Below are 16,269 nucleotides of genomic sequence, written 5' to 3'. Positions count from 1 at the left end.
ATTTCTCAACACTTTGCCAATTTTGAGGGTTGACTAAGTTAAACAACATTTGTTTAATAAGCAACGGTTATTGCTTAGACCATATTATAACCACTTCCCGTGGATAGCGTCTATCAAAGGATAGCGTCTATCAAAATTTTGAGATTTTCAAGGAGGTAGAGCGATGGAAGCAATCTTTCTCATTGGTCGTCTAATCGTTGGCGTGTACTATTTGTTCAATGCTGCCAATCATTTTTTCCAAATGAAAACGCTTAGCGGCTATGCGCAATCCAAGGGGGTTCCCGCGCCTCAAGTTGCCGTATTAGGCTCAGGAGTCCTTTTGCTGATAGGTGGATTAAGCATTCTCACAGGTTTCCAACCCACTTTTGGGGTTTTAGCTCTGGTTGCATTTTTCCTGCCCGTCACATTTATCATGCACGCTTTCTGGAAAATTCAGGATCCCATGATGCGCACCATGGAAATGGTTAATTTTATGAAAAATCTTGCCCTCATGGGTTCGGCACTGATGTTTCTGGCCATCCCCCAACCTTGGCCATTTCGCCTTTTTTAGTTCTGCACGGCAAAAGAGTTTTCTATTGCCACCCTTATTCCTGGGGTGGCATTTATTTTCTCTCTGAATAGCAACCTGAGAGAGTACTGGGGGGATATAATGACCAAGATCTATTTAGTCAGAGTTATTAACGCGACGCCCTTACTGACTAATAAATCCAGCCCCAACCAACGTAAATTATCTCATACTTCCATCGTGGTTGGAATTTATCAACCGCCACCGCACCTAAGCCGCCTTACCGACGCTTCAGGAAAATGATCAACGCAGCAGGGGGGCGAAAACATCACCATGTACATAGTAAAAAACGATCTCATTAATAAGCGGTCAAGATGCGGTTATGCTCATCCCCCAAGCGCTGCTCAATGAGGTGACACATACCATTTTGATCACAGTTGTCACGTCAATGACGCACACACTCAATAAACCGAGTAGACATAAAAATTCCCCCCAATTTCAGTTGGCACACGTATCTGGGGGTGCCTCAACCTGCTCTGGTGTGATCGCTTGCAAGGCACTATAGGCATTGAGGCGCCCCAATAACCGCCAGCGGTTGGCAACAAACGGCAAATATAACCGCCACTGGCTATCATTAGGCGTCATGGTCACCTCATTTAGGGTTACATTACCAAAGAGGGTAACCGGATCCGTAGTATACCGCAACGCCCACCACACCTCGGTGTTTTTCCAACCGGGATACCGACTCCAAATCAACCCAGCCACGCCTGCCACATGGGGTGCCGCCATAGATGTACCAGTCAAACGCATGTATCCACCCTCTAAACCCGTGCTGAGGATGTTAGACCCAGGCGCCAACAAGTCCAATGTCTCGTCACGTTGCGAGAAATCTGTTTCCATATCATATTGGTTAACCGCGCCCACGGATAGCACGCGCGGTGAACGAGCCGGATAAGCCATTGAGGTCTTGGAGCCACCGTTTCCACTCGCAGCAATAATCAATACTCCTCGTTCAAAAGCCGCATTGATCGCGTTCGCCAACGTTTGAGAACAATTCTTTCCGCCCAGGCTCAAGTTAATCACCCGTGCCCCTTGTTCAACAGCGTAGTCAATCCCCCTTACCAATATGTCATCTGTTCCCCCACCCCCATTATCAAGAACTTTGATTGGCAAAATCCTACACTCAGGACATATCCCGGCAATACCTTCGCTATTATTCGTAGCCGCTGCCGCAATCCCTGCCACATGCGTACCGTGACCGTAATCATCCATGGCATCATCATCGCCGTTAACAAAATCTTTGTCAATTTCCGTTAAGACTTTCGCCCTTAAGTCAGGATGGTTATAATCCACCCCAGTATCTAAAACGGCAAGAATCAGGTTGGGACTTCCGCGAGAGAGTTCCCACGCCTTGGGAGCCTCAATTTTAGGTAGCGCCCACTGATATGACCAATACGGATCATTAGGATAGTAATCTAGAGCTTGATAAACATGATTTGGTTCTGCATACTCAACAAAATCCTGGGCCCGGAAAATGCGCAGCACCTCTTCTAAATCAATTCCCAGGTCCAACTTAATCACAAATACTCGTTCCAGTCCTCCAAACTCTCGTCTCTTAGCGCCATTTCCAGATTCTGGCCTAAGCAAGGGTTGCATACTGCGCACTTGCAGATTCTGGTTTACCCTATCTAATCCACTTATCCCGGTTGCAGATGCTGAAAGCTCATTAACGCGTAGGTAGGGCATATAACCGGGTTTAATAGCCACTAACACTTCATCGGGCACAACATCCCGGTTTACCCCAATCCCGCCTGTTGTCACTTGACTGGCATGAACTAAGGCAGGATATGGGATCAGGGCAAGCAGTAATGTGATAACGACCGTAATTAAAGAACGGCGAAACATAAACCTGTTTTACCCCTTTTACAAATAAAATCATCGGTGAATTTCAAGGGTGCAAGAATCGGGCCGTGGTTTATTCAAATCCCAATTCACGCCGTACCATTTGCGCCCCAGCAACCATAGCCCTTAACTTAGCTCTGGCTGCCCAGCGCGCTGTCTGGCTAAAACCGCAATCTGGAACAATTATCAAGTAATCCGGAGAAACGTAAGGTAAGAATAACCGAATGCGCTCAGCAACATCCTCAGGGGTCTCAACATAATAGTTTTTCACATCTACCACTCCCGCCGCCAGGAACTTCCCTGCCGCTGCCACCTCACGTGCAATCTGCACCTCTGCCATTTCACGATTGGCAAACTCTAAGGCTAATTCATCCACATTGGCGTCTAAGATGGCTGGAAACAAAGGATGGTATCGTCTCTGTGCCACCGGGCGCCCCATAAAATTACCAAAACACAAATGTATTCCCTTGCGAACGCTAATCCCTTCTAGCGCACGCGACAACAAATCTAAAAACGTGCGTGGGTCACTAACATGAACCGCCATGCTGGGTTCATCTATCTGAATGAATTTTGCACCTGCTCGCACCACCGCACGTAGTTCGGCGTTGATGATCTCTGCCAAAGCATATGCAATTTCAATTCGATCCCGATATATTGCGCCTGGAAGTATCCGACCTGCAAGTGTAAACGGACCGGGGCAGGTCACCTTGATGGGTTTCTGCGTGCGCTCACGTGCATAGCCAAATTCTGCAACCAATCCCAACCCATTAGGAGCAGTAATGGGCCCCACAGCCTCGTACCGTTCACGTTGATCATGTCCAGGAACGCCCAAACGTCGCTCCGGTGGTAGTTCGCGTAAACCCTGCAATCGCCCATAAAACCCGGCGGTGAAAAATCCCAATCGCCGCATTTCACCATCGCTGACAATATCTATGCCTGCCTCTTCCTGCTCGTGTAACGCCCAATCCACCGCATCATTGAGCGTTTCTTCAACGTCTTTCGCGCCAAACTCACCACGGCGGATAGCCTCCACAGCCCATACGTACCAAGAAGGCCACGCATAGCTACCAATCACGCTAGTTGTTAATGGCTTCGAGATAAGCACTTAATCATCTCCTACTTTACGGATTCCATACCAGCACTTGATTTTTACCCGCTTGTTTCGCTTTGTTCAAAGCCAGGTCAGCAAATTGTACCAATTGCTCCACTGACTTAAATGACCAATTCAGTACAGCAACACCTTGGCTAACTGAAATGGGGATCTCCTTGCCGCTAACGGCTAAGGGATTATGAACAATGGCTTCTCCCAATCGTCCTGCAATTTGTACAGCCTGTTCTTGGTTGGCTTCAGGAAGTAAGGCAATAAATTCATCACCACCAAAACGTCCAATGACATCCATTTGCCGCAACAATTTCAGGCACGTTTGAGCCACCCTTTGGAGCACCATATCACCAACCAAATGGCCATAAGTATCATTAATGGGCTTTAAATTATCAACGTCCATTAGAATAATAGCCATCGGCCGCTGATAACGACGGCTGCGTTCAAACTCCAACTGAGCAATTTCAAAAAAGTGACGGCGGGTGAAGAGTCCGGTTAATGTGTCTCGGGTCGCCAAGCGCTGGGCTTGCTCAAAGCGACGAATATTCTGGATTGCAATCCCAACCTGCCGTCCCACCATTTCGGCCAGAATACGATCCCGCTCCGAAAAATCACGCAGCGGAGAAAGTTTAAACAGGTTCAGAACCCCAAGTACCTCATCACCAGCAATAAGGGGAACCCCTAAATAACCATGAGTGCCCATATGTACCCATTCATCCAAGGCTTGTGGATGTTCAGCGTACTCCCGAAGTACTAGTGGCGTCTTGTTTATCAGCACCTCCCATGCTACACCCTGACCCTTGGTAAGTCGGGCTTGAAAAATAGGCCGCGGTAGGTTATACGTGCTGGCGATGAGAACAACCTCATCTTCGGGGTTATACAAGCCCACAGTTCCCATATCCGCTGACACCAATTGTGTGGTCAGCCTTAACACCGATTGCAACATACTCCCCAAATCTGAGGTACTGTTGATCTCACGAGAGATCTCATTTAGTCGCTGTTCACTGACGAGCGCGTGAGCGACTTCGTCAAAAAGTCGGGCATTTTGAAACACCCGGCCAATGGCGCGCGCATAGGCAAGGGCTATATCAAGAGATTCCTCCTCAAAACCGTGAGGCTCATTCCATCCCAATGATAAGAAACCAACCACTTGTTCCCCAAAACAGATAGGAATCCCCATCCAAGAGCGAATTCGAGTGCCTTGTTCAATGGAAACCCACGTGGGTTCATTCAACGTATCCCGAATTAGAACAGGCTTTCCTTCACTAAGAAGTGGGGTTAAGAAAGGAACTCGATCTCCAGTTATAGGGGGAATTGGTGGTTTCCGTTGAAGCTTGGTGGCCGCGCGTGCCAGGTCTAGAACGCGTAAAACGACCAGATTATCCCTCTCCAACCATACAATACTCCCCCAATCAAACTGAATAATCTTGTATAAAAGGCTTAATGCCCGATCCAGCACTACTTCCCAATCCATGATTGAACTTAGAGTCAGCGTTGCCTCAAAAAGAAACATTGCCTTTTCATGAGCCTCTGCCTGATGCTTGAATATGTTTGAAAGAGCGTTGCGGGCATCTTGATTCAGTAAAATCGCTCCCAATTGCCCGGCAATCGCACGAGCATAATAAATCTCTTCTTCCGACCACGTCTTTTCCCTGGCACAGGCGTCAATTTGTAGGATTCCCCACCAAGCCCCACGAACAAAAACGGGTATAACCATTAGTGAGCGAATGTGAAGCGCACCAAGAACGGCACTCTGGCGTGCTGGAAGGTCGCGCACATGGGCTTGCACGACTTCTCCGTTCCTCAAATAGCTTTCCCACAAATCAAGTCCCCAACCTGTCAGTGATCCTGTCTTTTCCCATATCTCCGGCTTAGGTTCACTAGCATTCTCCCGGATTTGCCACCCGTATTGCCATCGAACTAGCAGACGTCCTTCCCGCGAGAACAGCGAAAAGAACAAGACTCGATCTGCGTCCAGGCGTTCTCCCATTTGTCTCAACACTTCATTGACATTCTCATTTCCAGGTTCCACTAACCACGAAGGTAAATCCATCGAAGGGAGACCTTGAGTGGTCAATGGATAAGTTACTTGCTGAGTTTCTAATTCTTGAACGCAACGAAGTTCAAGCAAATAGGCCGGGGCTCCCCGCCAAGTGACAGGATGCACTCGAATCTCATAGGGCATAGCATCCTGTCTTAAGTGGCATATATTGGCGGACAATGTTTCTTCTTTCACAAGTACTTTTAAGTACTTTCCCACGGGCGATTGTTGAGGGTATAAAAATCGCTCCATCAAAGGTGTCGCAAAAGTAATTTGCCAATCCGGCTTGATGACCATCACCGGTTTAGACCAACCGCCCCCCTCACTATAAAGCCATGCCTCTAAATAACTTTGTCTGATTTCCTGAAGCAACCCTTCTATAGGAGTAGACTCTATTGACATAGCACCCCTTATATTAATGCCACTCCATGCCGGATCGACTTTCATTCTTCCCCCGGGCGTGCAAACCAGTAACCAACACCCCACTTGTTCCGTATGTACCGAGGACGCCCTGGATCATCCTCAATTTTTTCACGCAGATAACGAATGTAAAGGGAAAGGGTAGGTATCGCGTCAATGTATCCCTCACCCCAGACCTTACGTAATATCTCCTCGTGGGTTAGGACTTTTCCTTGGTCGCGCACTAGACAAGCCAGCAAACGAAACTCGGTCGGGGTTAATCGTATGGGCTGCCCTCGACGATATACTGCTTGTAGATTTAGATCAATGCGCAGATTTCCGTCATCAAAGATTTCGGATAATTGGGCGCTTTCGCCCCGATTGCGCCGTTTAAGTAATGCCAGAATCCGGGCCTCGAGTTCCCGTAGGCTGAAAGGTTTACGCATATAATCATCAGCGCCTACATCAAAGCCTCGCAACACATCCGTATCGCGACTTTTTGCAGTTAAGAATAAGATGGGCACATCGGTCAAGGCACGTAAACGCCGACAGACCTCATACCCATCCACGCGTGGCATCATAATGTCCAAGATAATAACATCTGGGTGAACCTGATAAGCCAATCGTAGCGCTTCTTCCCCATCCTCAGCGCAATAAACAGCGAAACCTTTTCGTTCTAAATTAAGCCGTACTAGTTCGTTTAAGGTCGGATCATCATCAACCACCAATATCTTAGGACTCATGGCCCACCTCCTCAGCTAACGGGAGGGTAAACGTAAAACGGCTTCCCTTACCTAGTTCACTCTCTACCCATATTTTACCCCCCATTGCCTCTACCAATATCTTTGCAATATAGAGTCCCACACCATGACCGTAAACCGTTTGAGCATCGCCTGCATCCGCACGGTAGAATCGGTCGAATAAGTAAGGTTGATCCTCAGGCGCGATACCTGGTCCTTGATCAATAACTGTAATCTGTGCTGATCTATCCACACTCTGATCAAAGACAACCCAAATGGGATTGTCAGATGGAGAATACTTAATCGCATTCTCAACAAGATTGTTCAATACCGAGTAAAACGCACGTTCATCGGCTAACACCCACACTGGTGACGAACTCCCTAAAACCTGTATCTCTCGTTCTGGATTTATCATACGCCAATGTTCCACAACTTCTGAAATCAAGAAATCAGCCGGCATTGGGCGTAGTTCAACCTCAATTTCATGCGTTTCCATGGCATAAATATCCAGAATACGATCCAAAAAATCGGCCAAACGATCGCTTTCCGAAATTAACAGGTGTAAATACCTCTCATAATCCTTAATTTTTCCCTCGTCATGTGCACCCGAAAGAATAAGTTCCGCTGCGGATCGAATTTTAGTTAGCGGTGTGCGCATTTCATGGGAAAAGGCAGAGATTAGTTCATCCTGCAGACGGGTCAACATTTCCTTTTCGGTGACATCCCGCATCAAAATAACTGCCCCCTGCTCATCAGCTTGTATCAATGGCGCCAAACTAAGGGAAACGACTCGACGCGTACCATTTCCCTGACGAATGACAACACCCTCTACAACTAAAGGGTGACGCTCAATCAGGACATGCTGTAATGCGGTATAAATGCGCCTTTCAACTTCCTCTCCATCAAAAATGACTCCTATAGGCTGGCCCATCAGAGAGTCTGCATCTAATCCCGCTTGTTCTATAGCGGCTGCATTTGCAGACAATACAATCCCACGCTCATTAACAGCCAGCAATCCTTCCTTCATTCCCTCTACAATCAGACTCAAACGATGTTTATCTTTCTTGATGGTATGGAACAAATAGGCATTTTCCAGTGAAGTCGCAGCATGATCAGCTAGCAGTGATACCACCCATCGAGATGTCTGATCAAATGCTCTTTCTTCATCTGACTCTAGCACAATGATCCCCCAAAATCTTTCTCCAGTACGAATTGGGATGACCAATTGTGACCTCGATGAAGGGAAAAAGTATAATGGTTGTGATGATTTTGCCCGTTGTCTAGTATCGCGATCCGAGGCATACATATCATAAACCTGCTTAAGACGACCGCTCATCTCGGAAAAATTCACAACAGAAGCCCGTGAATGCATCGAAACTTCGTTTCCATCTAAAACAATCAGCCCAGCTTTCGCTTGAATCAAGGTCATGGCAGTTTCCAGTGTGAAATCCACAATTTCTTGGGGATCTAACATTTCATTGAGCCTCTGAGAGGCTTTTTGGATCATCCCCAACTGACGAACACGCTGCTCTAAGGCTTGATCTGTAATCGTGTGTAAGCCCGCCTGTTCCAGAGCCTGCTCTCCTAATTCCATAAGCGTCTGAAGACGAAAAATATCGGTATTGTCAAAGAAACCATGGCCTTTCTTGTTGAATAGAACAAACATCCCAATCAACTCACCCGTTGATCGAACAAGCGGAATGCCCAATATAGAATGCAACAAATATCTTTGGCCTTGCTCCAGGAAGCCTTTTTGAAAATCCAATCCATTCAAAAATAGCGAACGTCGCTGTTCTACCAACCACTGGGCCAAAGAATTCTGGTAGGATGTAGAAGTCAATGGTTCTCGGCGCCAATAACCGCTTTCTGCAAATCCTATTGCTTCCCATTCTTGGGAAACCGGGTCCCTGATCAAAAAACCACCACCTTCTGAAGGCAACTGTCTCAGTGCATACCGATAAAGCAATATCAGCACATCTTGCAAATTCAGCGTGCGCCCCATTAATCTCAGACTGGCTTCAAAAGCACTTTGCAATTCAGCCCGCCTTCGCAGGCTTTTTGTCGTATCCCCAATAATCATTGCCAAAAAAACGAGAGCAATCGTCACCCCTCCCATTTCAAACACAGGCCGCCACCCCAAAGCAGAGTCATACAGCATAATCATGTGCACGACGAAAACTACGCTGTAGAAAAGAGCAATGACCAAAGCCGGCAATGTTCCCAGGAAAGCCGCAGCTAATAAAACCGGAATGAGGCTGAGGTATATTAGAGGATTAGGGTAACCGGCTCTAAAGGCAGGTCCACTCTGGAATAGTACCAATATGACCACGCAGGATGTAAGAAGAGTGATCCCTTTTCCCAACTGATTATCCCTGAAGCGAGAGCTGGTTTGATCCCAGGTGACAATTTTGCGTTTCATATCCGCAATACCCAAACTAAAGAAAAAGTAAGTCCGAAATTAGCTGCAATTCCAAACAATGTAGAATGTTCATGCAGCCGAACATAAGTATTCAGACAAGCTATTACTATCCGATACCCCAAAACGACCATTCCCATTGGCCATAACCAAATAACCAATCCAAGGGGCAACCAGACTAATGCGCTAAAAATAGCATTTGTGGTTAGAATTCTCCACTTGTGGAACCCCAACCGATCTTCTAATAATTGGGTTACGCGTCCCCTCAGGGCAATCTCTTCAGCAGGCGCTAACAGCGCGCCTGCCACCGCTCCCCACCAACAGATCTTTCCTAAATTCTCATTCCGTAAAAGGATATCCACTAGTGGGAAATAATGGTTAGATAAATAGGCTAAATGTACACCTAGGGTGATTCCTGCTATTCCTCCACTTAATAGATAGAAACCCCAGTTATATGAGCGTAATCCTAGAACTCGGAATGCTGATGGCACCCCTCCTATAGAGAGGAAATATACCGATAAAGGAAGCACAAACAAGCCTATAATGATCAACCAGAACCGACCTGACAAGATAAAACCATCTCTTATGGGATAACTAAGACCCGCTACAATGCTCATCAGTGTAGTGATTAAAATCACCAACATTAAGAGTAGTTCCGGATTTTGGTGCCCTTCTGTGATTAATTCTTCTATCCCAAAGTAGAACAGAAATGGTGCAAAAACGGACATCCCCCCGATGATTCTCCAATGGATATCAAGGTCACCCGCCAAAGAAGCCAAACCCACAATATTCCCCAGGATAAGGGCTATCACAAGCAATCGAATTTTTTTGCGGGCAGAACAATATTGGAAATTTTTAACCTTCTCCCATTCGGGGTTGACCTTAGTAAACAGAACATCAATCACTTAAGGACCCGCCCTTTCTCCAAACCCAATCCTGCTACCTTACTTTCAGACCCAACCAAGCCATAAATAAAAAAATACTGTCTTTGTCAAAATTATACCAGAGGAGAGTGTTGAAAAGTCATATAGGCGCACCTTTACGCGAAAAATAGGCTTTTTACCCTTTATATATTTAGAGGGACGGTTCTGTTTTTCAACACTCTCCTTTTGTTTTTCAACACCCTCACCAGAGGGGTTTTGCATTTTCGAGCAGAAGGCGATAGAATAAACGATGAACAGGCGGCACCACAACAGCACCTGCTACGGGAATCATTGATTTAGGCAATCTAGCGATGGCACCTCATCATCTGGACTTGGGGGCTCTTGTACAGGCTTTACCCATCCCCGCTTCGATTGAAGATCGACAGGGTTATGTATTAGCTTGGAATACTAGCGCTGCGAATCTGCTAGGATGGTCAGCGGAAGAGATATTACAGCAACCAGCACCCTATTGGGGTAATGAATTCATAATACGCGAAACATTGTGGGATTCTAACCCGCCGGATCGGTTCCCCCTTCGCGTGGCGCTAAAAACCCAAAGTGGGGCAATGAGGCAAGTCCATCTCCGCGCTTCACTTCTATCGTTGCTTCCACAGAATGACATCCTACTTTTAACCTTTGAACCCATTCCGGAAGATCAATCCCCACTTGAGCCATTAACATCTAGTCAAGCCACTCTAAGCACCCTTCTTGCCAATCTACCTGGCGCGGCCTATCGTTGCCGAAACGATTCCCAATGGAGTATGGAATTTATCAGTCCGGGTTGTTATGCCCTTACCGGGTACCCACCCGAGGATTTTATCCAAAACCGGAAAAGGTCGTTCGCAGAGATTATCCTCCCCGAAGATCGCCAGCAAGTTTGGGAACAAGTGCAAATAGCGATTGACCAGCATCAACCCTACCAATTGATCTATCGCATCCGCAGTGCAGATGGTCATATACGTTGGGTCTGGGAGCAAGGACGAGGCATATATGATCCCAACGGACATCTCGAAGCCCTTGAAGGTTATATCAGCGATATCACGGACTTGAAGCAACGAGAGGAAGAACTTGAAATCATCACAAGTCTTAGCCATGCACTGAGGAGCGCACGTTCTCGGTATGAGGTATATCCCATTATCCTCGCCCGTCTTAACCGCCTTTTGAATGCCGAAGGGATGGCGTTAACTATTTACAACTCCGAGGCTAACGAGATCATCATCGAGAAAGCGTTAGGATGTTTTGAGCCCTTATCAGGAAAACATCTCTCTCCCGAGCATGGTATTCTTGGTAAGGTAGTATCGAATGGGCAAATGCAATTCATTGAACAAGTAACCTCATCTATTGATCCTGAACTCGCCCTTCCTGCTACAGTTCATTCACTTTTAGCGATGCCGTTGATAGATCATGAGCAAACGTTAGGAGCAACGATCATCGCACGTAATCGCTCTTTTACTTTGAGTGAAGTGCGTCTAGTCAATGCCATAGCCGATATCACAGCAGTGACATTACGTCGGGTTATGCTCGCTGAGCAAACCGAAAAACGACTCAACCAAATGAGTGCGCTTCGCACCATTGAAACTGCCATCAACACTAATCTTGACTTGCGCTTCACTCTAAATATCTTGCTCGATCAGGTAATCCATCGTCTTAACCTGGACGCCGCCGATGTGTGGCTCTATCACGAACAAAGTGGCCGTTTAAGTTATGGTGGGGGGTATGGCTTTCGCGGACTAAATATACGTACCGCTCCTCTTCAGTTAGAGTATTCTCTTCCTGGGATGGTGGCCAAAAACGGCTCTCCACTCTTTATACCTGACTTACGAGAAAGCAACATTTCTATCCGCCACACAGTGCCGTTGGAAGAAGAGGGCTTTATTGCTTACTATGGCTTGCCGCTCATTTCACGCCGTCGTTTACATGGTGTTCTCGAACTTTTTCACCGTAAACCCCTGTTACTAAGCAACGATCAAAAAGAATTTCTTGAATCCCTGGTATCCACTACAGCAATTGCCATTGATAACGCTCGCCTTATCGAAGATCTAAAACGCACAAACGCAGAATTGGTCCAAGCCTATGATGAAACTATCTTAGGTTGGTCACTCGCTCTTGAGATGCGCGACTCGAGCACGGAGAACCATACTCGACGTGTTACAGAAATGACAGTGCGCCTCGCTCAGGCCATGGGAGTCACTGGTGAAGACCTAACACAAATTCGTCGCGGTGCAATCCTTCACGATATTGGTAAAATGGCTATACCTGATCATATACTACGCAAGACTGGCTCGCTTACCGAAGAAGAAGCCGCAATTATGCGCTTGCACCCTCTCTTTGCCCGCCAAATGCTCGAGTCCATTGCATTCTTACGCCCTGCCCTGGCCATCCCCACCTACCACCACGAACGATGGGATGGAACGGGTTATCCCTTCGGGCTCAAAGGTGAAGAAATCCCTCTTCCGGCACGGATTTTCGCCGTTGTGGACGTCTGGGATGCTCTTAGGCATGATCGCCCCTATCGAACGGCCTGGCCCGAAGAAAAAGTGCGCGCCTATCTGCGTGAGGAAGCCGGTAGCCATTTTGATCCTAAAGTGGTTGAATGCTTCTTGCAGTTACTCGATAATCTCAAGGGTGAAGATTTATAAGATACTCTCACCGCTTAGCCACGCGGACACATTCCTAAATTGGCAGTAATTTCTGAAAGAAATAAAGCCCCTGGCAGACTGGCTAGCATATAAAGTAAACGCATCAGAGTTGCCAAAACCAGCGCGGCTTGAGGCTCCACTCCCCCAAAATGGGTGAACAGGAAGGTAAGGGAAAACTCTTGAATTCCTAGCCCATTAATGGATATAGGAATCAGTGTAACAAAATAGGCCAGGCTCCACAAAGTCCCCACTTGAAAAAACGATATAGCCTGTTGCATGCTCCCCAAGAGCACCCATGCCGCTAGAAATGTAAATGCCATATGACCATAGGTCGCCAAAAGAGCCAAAACAATGCCATAAGGGCGTTTCAACCAAATATCGATAGTTTCAATTACACCTTTCACAAAGCGACGGCTTCGATCAACAACATCTGACCAAGTTCTCACCATTACTGGTAGAGCCCACCCCGTCACAAAAAAGCGTTCAATCGTTGGCCAGATCATTGGAATTCCCCAAGGCAACAACGTCGCCATTCCGATAGAGCCCACAATGCGATCCATTAGTAACGAGGCCACCCCTGTGCTGGCTTTCATCTCATGCTGAAGAACACCGATCAACCGCACAGCATCACCCCCCACCGTGGTGGGCAAGAAATTTGACGCAAATAGTCCCATAAAAACCAAGCGCAGTGCGCGCCGGAGGCTCATGCGTACTCCCGCCGCACGCAAGAGGGCTAACCATCGAAGTGTTACCATGAACCGCGAAAGAAAGGTGAAGATCAAAGCTAAGAGGAAAACACTTGACGGAACCGATTTAAGCATACGGAGAAATTCATCTAACCCATAAGAAAACAGTAGATAAATCGTCAATGCTATCCCCAGGAGCGTGCCAATCAACCGCCATAGCGAGAGACGCTTGGGTGCATTTGTGAGTTGAGAATTCTTTTCGTCCATTGGCAAGATGAATTTTATGCATTATTCTTCACCCTGACCAGGGCGGAAATTCCTCCTATTATCTACCTCTTCCACCTCAACCGGAGTATAATCCGTGCGAGCACCAGCGACCACGCTGGCAATTGTTGTGAATTGGAGGCCAACGCGAATGGAGCAACGACACGTCAACTTAATTCTCATCGCTATTCTCCTTATTGCTGCCATCTGGATAGACCTTCCCCAAAACCCCGGTATCAAGATAGGTAATTTTGAAAAACGATTTGAAACCGTCTTGGGACTTGACCTGCGTGGTGGTATGCAGGTCATCCTCAGCGTTCCTCCGGAGATAGCCGTAACTCAACAGAACCTTCAGGATGCCGCTATTATTTTGGAAAACCGGAGTAATGCACTGGGAGTTAGTGAGGTGGTTTTTCAGACCGCAGGCGAACGAATCATTGTGGGAGAGTTCCCCGGAGCAACCAATGCTGAGGACGTTATTAACAAAATTCGCCAGGTCGGTCAACTGGAATTTGTAGACTTTGGCGACACTCCCGTGCCAGAAGGCACTATCATCGAGACTGATTTCGGTATAACGACCAGCACAAGTACCGAGACTCCTGCTCCTACGGTAACTCCTTCAACTGGTGAAACTCCTACCCCGGAAACCACTGCGGAGAGTTCACCCACTCCAACATCTACACCAACCATTCGTTATCATACTGTGCTCACCGGACGTGATTTGAAATCCGTGGGCGTAAGCCGTGACACTTTAGGACGCTATGTTGTGGATATCGAATTCACCGACGAAGGGGCTCGCATTTTCAAGGAATGGACAACCCAAAATGTCGGTAAGTACTTGGGAATCGTATTGGATAAACGCGTCATTTCCTCCCCGGTAATTCGCGAACCCATAACCGAAGGCCGAGGCCAAATTGAAGGTAACTTCACTAGTGAGAGCGCCAATGCCTTGGCCGTTCAGCTACGCTATGGTGCACTTCCTATCCCGCTAAATATCGAGCAGATTCGCGTTGTCGGTCCAACCCTGGGGCAGGATTCCTTGCAGAAGAGCTTACTGGCGGGAATCATTGGCTTCATCATTGTGATGTTATTTATGGGTATTTATTATCGTTTACCGGGAATAGTTGCTAATCTCGCCCTGTTGACATATGCCGCGATTACCTTTGCCGTCTTCAAGATCATTCCGGTAACCTTAACTCTACCGGGTATTGCCGGATTCCTGCTCAGCACGGGTAGCGCTCTGGATGCCAACATCCTCATCTTTGAACGCCTCAAAGAAGAGTTGCGAAACGGTCGCAACCTGCGCCAAGCTCTTGATTTGGGTTGGAAACGCGCGTGGTCGTCTATTCGCGATTCCAACATCTCGGCACTGATTACCAGTGCCATTCTATTCTGGTTTGGCTCAACCTTTGGCGCCAGTTTTGTTAAGGGTTTTGCGCTAACCTTAGCCCTGGGTGTTATGGTCAGTCTCTTCACGGCCATTGTTGTCACCCGGGCACTACTTGAGACAACTGTCTTCGATCTCTTTAAGGACGTGGATAAAAAACCAGGCTGGTTTGGTCTCTAGAAGGAGTCCCCATGTTAGATATTCTTGGAAAACGCTATCTTTTCTTTGCCCTCTCTCTCCTGGTCATTATCCCAGGGTTAATCATCCTCGTTGTTAATGGTCTCCCTTTAGCCATTGACTTCAAGGGTGGCTCCATATTGGAATTGCGATTTCCCAGCGGTAATTTGCCAGACACCGAATCGGTGGTCAATCTCTACACCGAACTCGGATTCAAAGAAGTACAAGTTCAAACAGCGCTCAGCCCTAGTGGCCAACGTGATCTTCTAGTTATTCGTTCTCCTTTCATAGATGATGAGACGAAAATCAAAATTGTTCAAACCATGCAAGAACGGTTCAACGCCCCGGATATCGTCGTCAACCGATTTGATAGTGTGGGCCCGGTGATTGCTCAACAAGTGACCGAACGAGCAGCGCTAGCTGTAGCCGTAGCGGCCTTGGCTGTTGTCTTGTACATCACCTATGCATTCCGCGGTATCCCCCATGCTTTCCGTTATGGGGTATGTGCTATTATCGCCATGATTCACGACATCCTGGTCGTGTTCAGCTTAGTTGGAATCGGCAGTATCCTCTTCGGTTGGCAAATGGACTCGCTTTTCTTAACGGCGTTGCTTACCGTAGTTGGATTCTCAACCCAGGATAAAATCGTGGTATTTGACCGCATTCGTGAGAACAGCAGCATTTACCGCAAATTGCCTTTTGAGAAACTTGCCAATCACTCGATCATTCAGACCCTCCAACGCTCCATTAACACCCAATTGATGACGGTTGAATTTATGCTGCTCTCGTTGGCGCTCTTTGGAGGTGTTACCTTACGCGAATTCGCGGTCATTTTATTGGTTGGGTTATTCAGCGGTACGTATTCTTCGATCTTTGTTGCTGCTCCTATCCTAGTGGTATGGGAGAATCAAGAGTGGAAGACGTGGTTTAAGCGGCAGGCTACTGCCTAACCATTCCACCTCATCAACGAAAGCCGGTGGCTAGGGTTCTGGCCGCCGGCTTTTTGTTTCCGAATGGTGTCAATTATCAACAAAAGTCAAGAAATCTGGCGAATGACGACACGCTATAAGATGGCTACAATTATATTG

General features: G+C 47.3%; 11 protein-coding genes. 4 read left to right on the top strand and 7 right to left on the bottom strand.

Features of this window, described 5'->3' with window-relative positions:
- Positions 1 to 163 precede the first annotated feature (163 nt).
- Positions 164 to 550, top strand: coding sequence for a DoxX family membrane protein (locus AC01YT_RS00665; protein WP_476672170.1), 387 nt, complete (start codon positions 164 to 166; stop codon positions 548 to 550).
- A gap of 453 nt (positions 551 to 1,003) precedes the next feature.
- Here AC01YT_RS00665 and AC01YT_RS00660 read toward each other — a convergent pair whose 3' ends face one another.
- From AC01YT_RS00660 to AC01YT_RS00635, 6 genes are all read right to left on the bottom strand, one after another.
- On the bottom strand, positions 1,004 to 2,410 hold the full coding sequence (locus tag AC01YT_RS00660; protein ID WP_476672169.1) for a S8 family serine peptidase: 1,407 nt from the start codon (positions 2,408 to 2,410) through the stop codon (positions 1,004 to 1,006).
- A 70-nt stretch (positions 2,411 to 2,480) separates the two neighbouring features.
- Positions 2,481 to 3,512 carry a uroporphyrinogen decarboxylase/cobalamine-independent methonine synthase family protein gene (locus tag AC01YT_RS00655; RefSeq protein ID WP_476672168.1) on the bottom strand — a complete coding sequence of 344 codons (1,032 nt, stop codon included), beginning with the start codon at positions 3,510 to 3,512 and terminating at the stop codon, positions 2,481 to 2,483.
- A gap of 16 nt (positions 3,513 to 3,528) precedes the next feature.
- On the bottom strand, positions 3,529 to 5,694 hold the full coding sequence (locus AC01YT_RS00650) for a diguanylate cyclase (RefSeq protein ID WP_476672167.1): 2,166 nt from the start codon (positions 5,692 to 5,694) through the stop codon (positions 3,529 to 3,531).
- A 299-nt stretch (positions 5,695 to 5,993) separates the two neighbouring features.
- Complete coding sequence (locus tag AC01YT_RS00645) at positions 5,994 to 6,692, bottom strand: response regulator transcription factor (protein ID WP_476672166.1); 699 nt, start codon at positions 6,690 to 6,692, stop codon at positions 5,994 to 5,996.
- On the bottom strand, positions 6,682 to 9,108 hold the full coding sequence (locus AC01YT_RS00640) for an ATP-binding protein (protein ID WP_476672164.1): 2,427 nt from the start codon (positions 9,106 to 9,108) through the stop codon (positions 6,682 to 6,684). The genes AC01YT_RS00645 and AC01YT_RS00640 overlap by 11 nt, the downstream gene beginning before the upstream one ends.
- On the bottom strand, positions 9,105 to 10,010 hold the full coding sequence (locus AC01YT_RS00635; protein WP_476672163.1) for a hypothetical protein: 906 nt from the start codon (positions 10,008 to 10,010) through the stop codon (positions 9,105 to 9,107). Before AC01YT_RS00635 ends, AC01YT_RS00640 begins: the two co-directional genes overlap by 4 nt.
- Before the next feature lie 329 nt (positions 10,011 to 10,339).
- Here AC01YT_RS00635 and AC01YT_RS00630 point away from each other — a divergent pair, with 329 nt between their 5' ends.
- Positions 10,340 to 12,667, top strand: coding sequence for an HD domain-containing phosphohydrolase (locus tag AC01YT_RS00630; RefSeq protein ID WP_476672162.1), 2,328 nt, complete (start codon positions 10,340 to 10,342; stop codon positions 12,665 to 12,667).
- Positions 12,668 to 12,681: 14 nt separating this feature from the next.
- On the opposite strand, the gene AC01YT_RS00625 is transcribed toward AC01YT_RS00630, so the two are convergent.
- Complete coding sequence (locus AC01YT_RS00625; protein ID WP_476672160.1) at positions 12,682 to 13,620, bottom strand: lysylphosphatidylglycerol synthase transmembrane domain-containing protein; 939 nt, start codon at positions 13,618 to 13,620, stop codon at positions 12,682 to 12,684.
- A 148-nt stretch (positions 13,621 to 13,768) separates the two neighbouring features.
- On the opposite strand from AC01YT_RS00625, the gene secD reads away from it, so the two are divergent.
- Positions 13,769 to 15,184, top strand: coding sequence for a protein translocase subunit SecD (gene secD / locus AC01YT_RS00620; RefSeq protein WP_476672159.1), 1,416 nt, complete (start codon positions 13,769 to 13,771; stop codon positions 15,182 to 15,184).
- Between the two features lie 11 nt (positions 15,185 to 15,195).
- On the top strand, positions 15,196 to 16,131 hold the full coding sequence (gene secF / locus AC01YT_RS00615; RefSeq protein ID WP_476672158.1) for a protein translocase subunit SecF: 936 nt from the start codon (positions 15,196 to 15,198) through the stop codon (positions 16,129 to 16,131).
- The last annotated feature ends 138 nt before the right edge of the window (positions 16,132 to 16,269 follow it).

This window comes from Thermanaerothrix sp., assembly GCF_056331585.1.
Note: the sequence above shows the minus strand (reverse complement) of the source record. Positions and strands in the feature narration are given on the sequence as shown.

Excerpts from the sequence above, each read along its gene's own strand:
- AC01YT_RS00630 (WP_476672162.1), top strand. The coding sequence starts at position 10,340 with ATGGCACCTCATCATCTGGACTTGGGGGCTCTTGTACAGGCTTTACCC.
- AC01YT_RS00645 (WP_476672166.1), bottom strand. The coding sequence starts at position 6,692 with ATGAGTCCTAAGATATTGGTGGTTGATGATGATCCGACCTTAAACGAA.
- secF (WP_476672158.1), top strand. The coding sequence starts at position 15,196 with ATGTTAGATATTCTTGGAAAACGCTATCTTTTCTTTGCCCTCTCTCTC.
- secD (WP_476672159.1), top strand. The coding sequence starts at position 13,769 with ATGGAGCAACGACACGTCAACTTAATTCTCATCGCTATTCTCCTTATT.
- AC01YT_RS00660 (WP_476672169.1), bottom strand. The coding sequence starts at position 2,410 with ATGTTTCGCCGTTCTTTAATTACGGTCGTTATCACATTACTGCTTGCC.
- AC01YT_RS00640 (WP_476672164.1), bottom strand. The coding sequence starts at position 9,108 with ATGAAACGCAAAATTGTCACCTGGGATCAAACCAGCTCTCGCTTCAGG.
- AC01YT_RS00665 (WP_476672170.1), top strand. The coding sequence starts at position 164 with ATGGAAGCAATCTTTCTCATTGGTCGTCTAATCGTTGGCGTGTACTAT.
- AC01YT_RS00625 (WP_476672160.1), bottom strand. The coding sequence starts at position 13,620 with ATGGACGAAAAGAATTCTCAACTCACAAATGCACCCAAGCGTCTCTCG.
- AC01YT_RS00650 (WP_476672167.1), bottom strand. The coding sequence starts at position 5,694 with ATGCCCTATGAGATTCGAGTGCATCCTGTCACTTGGCGGGGAGCCCCG.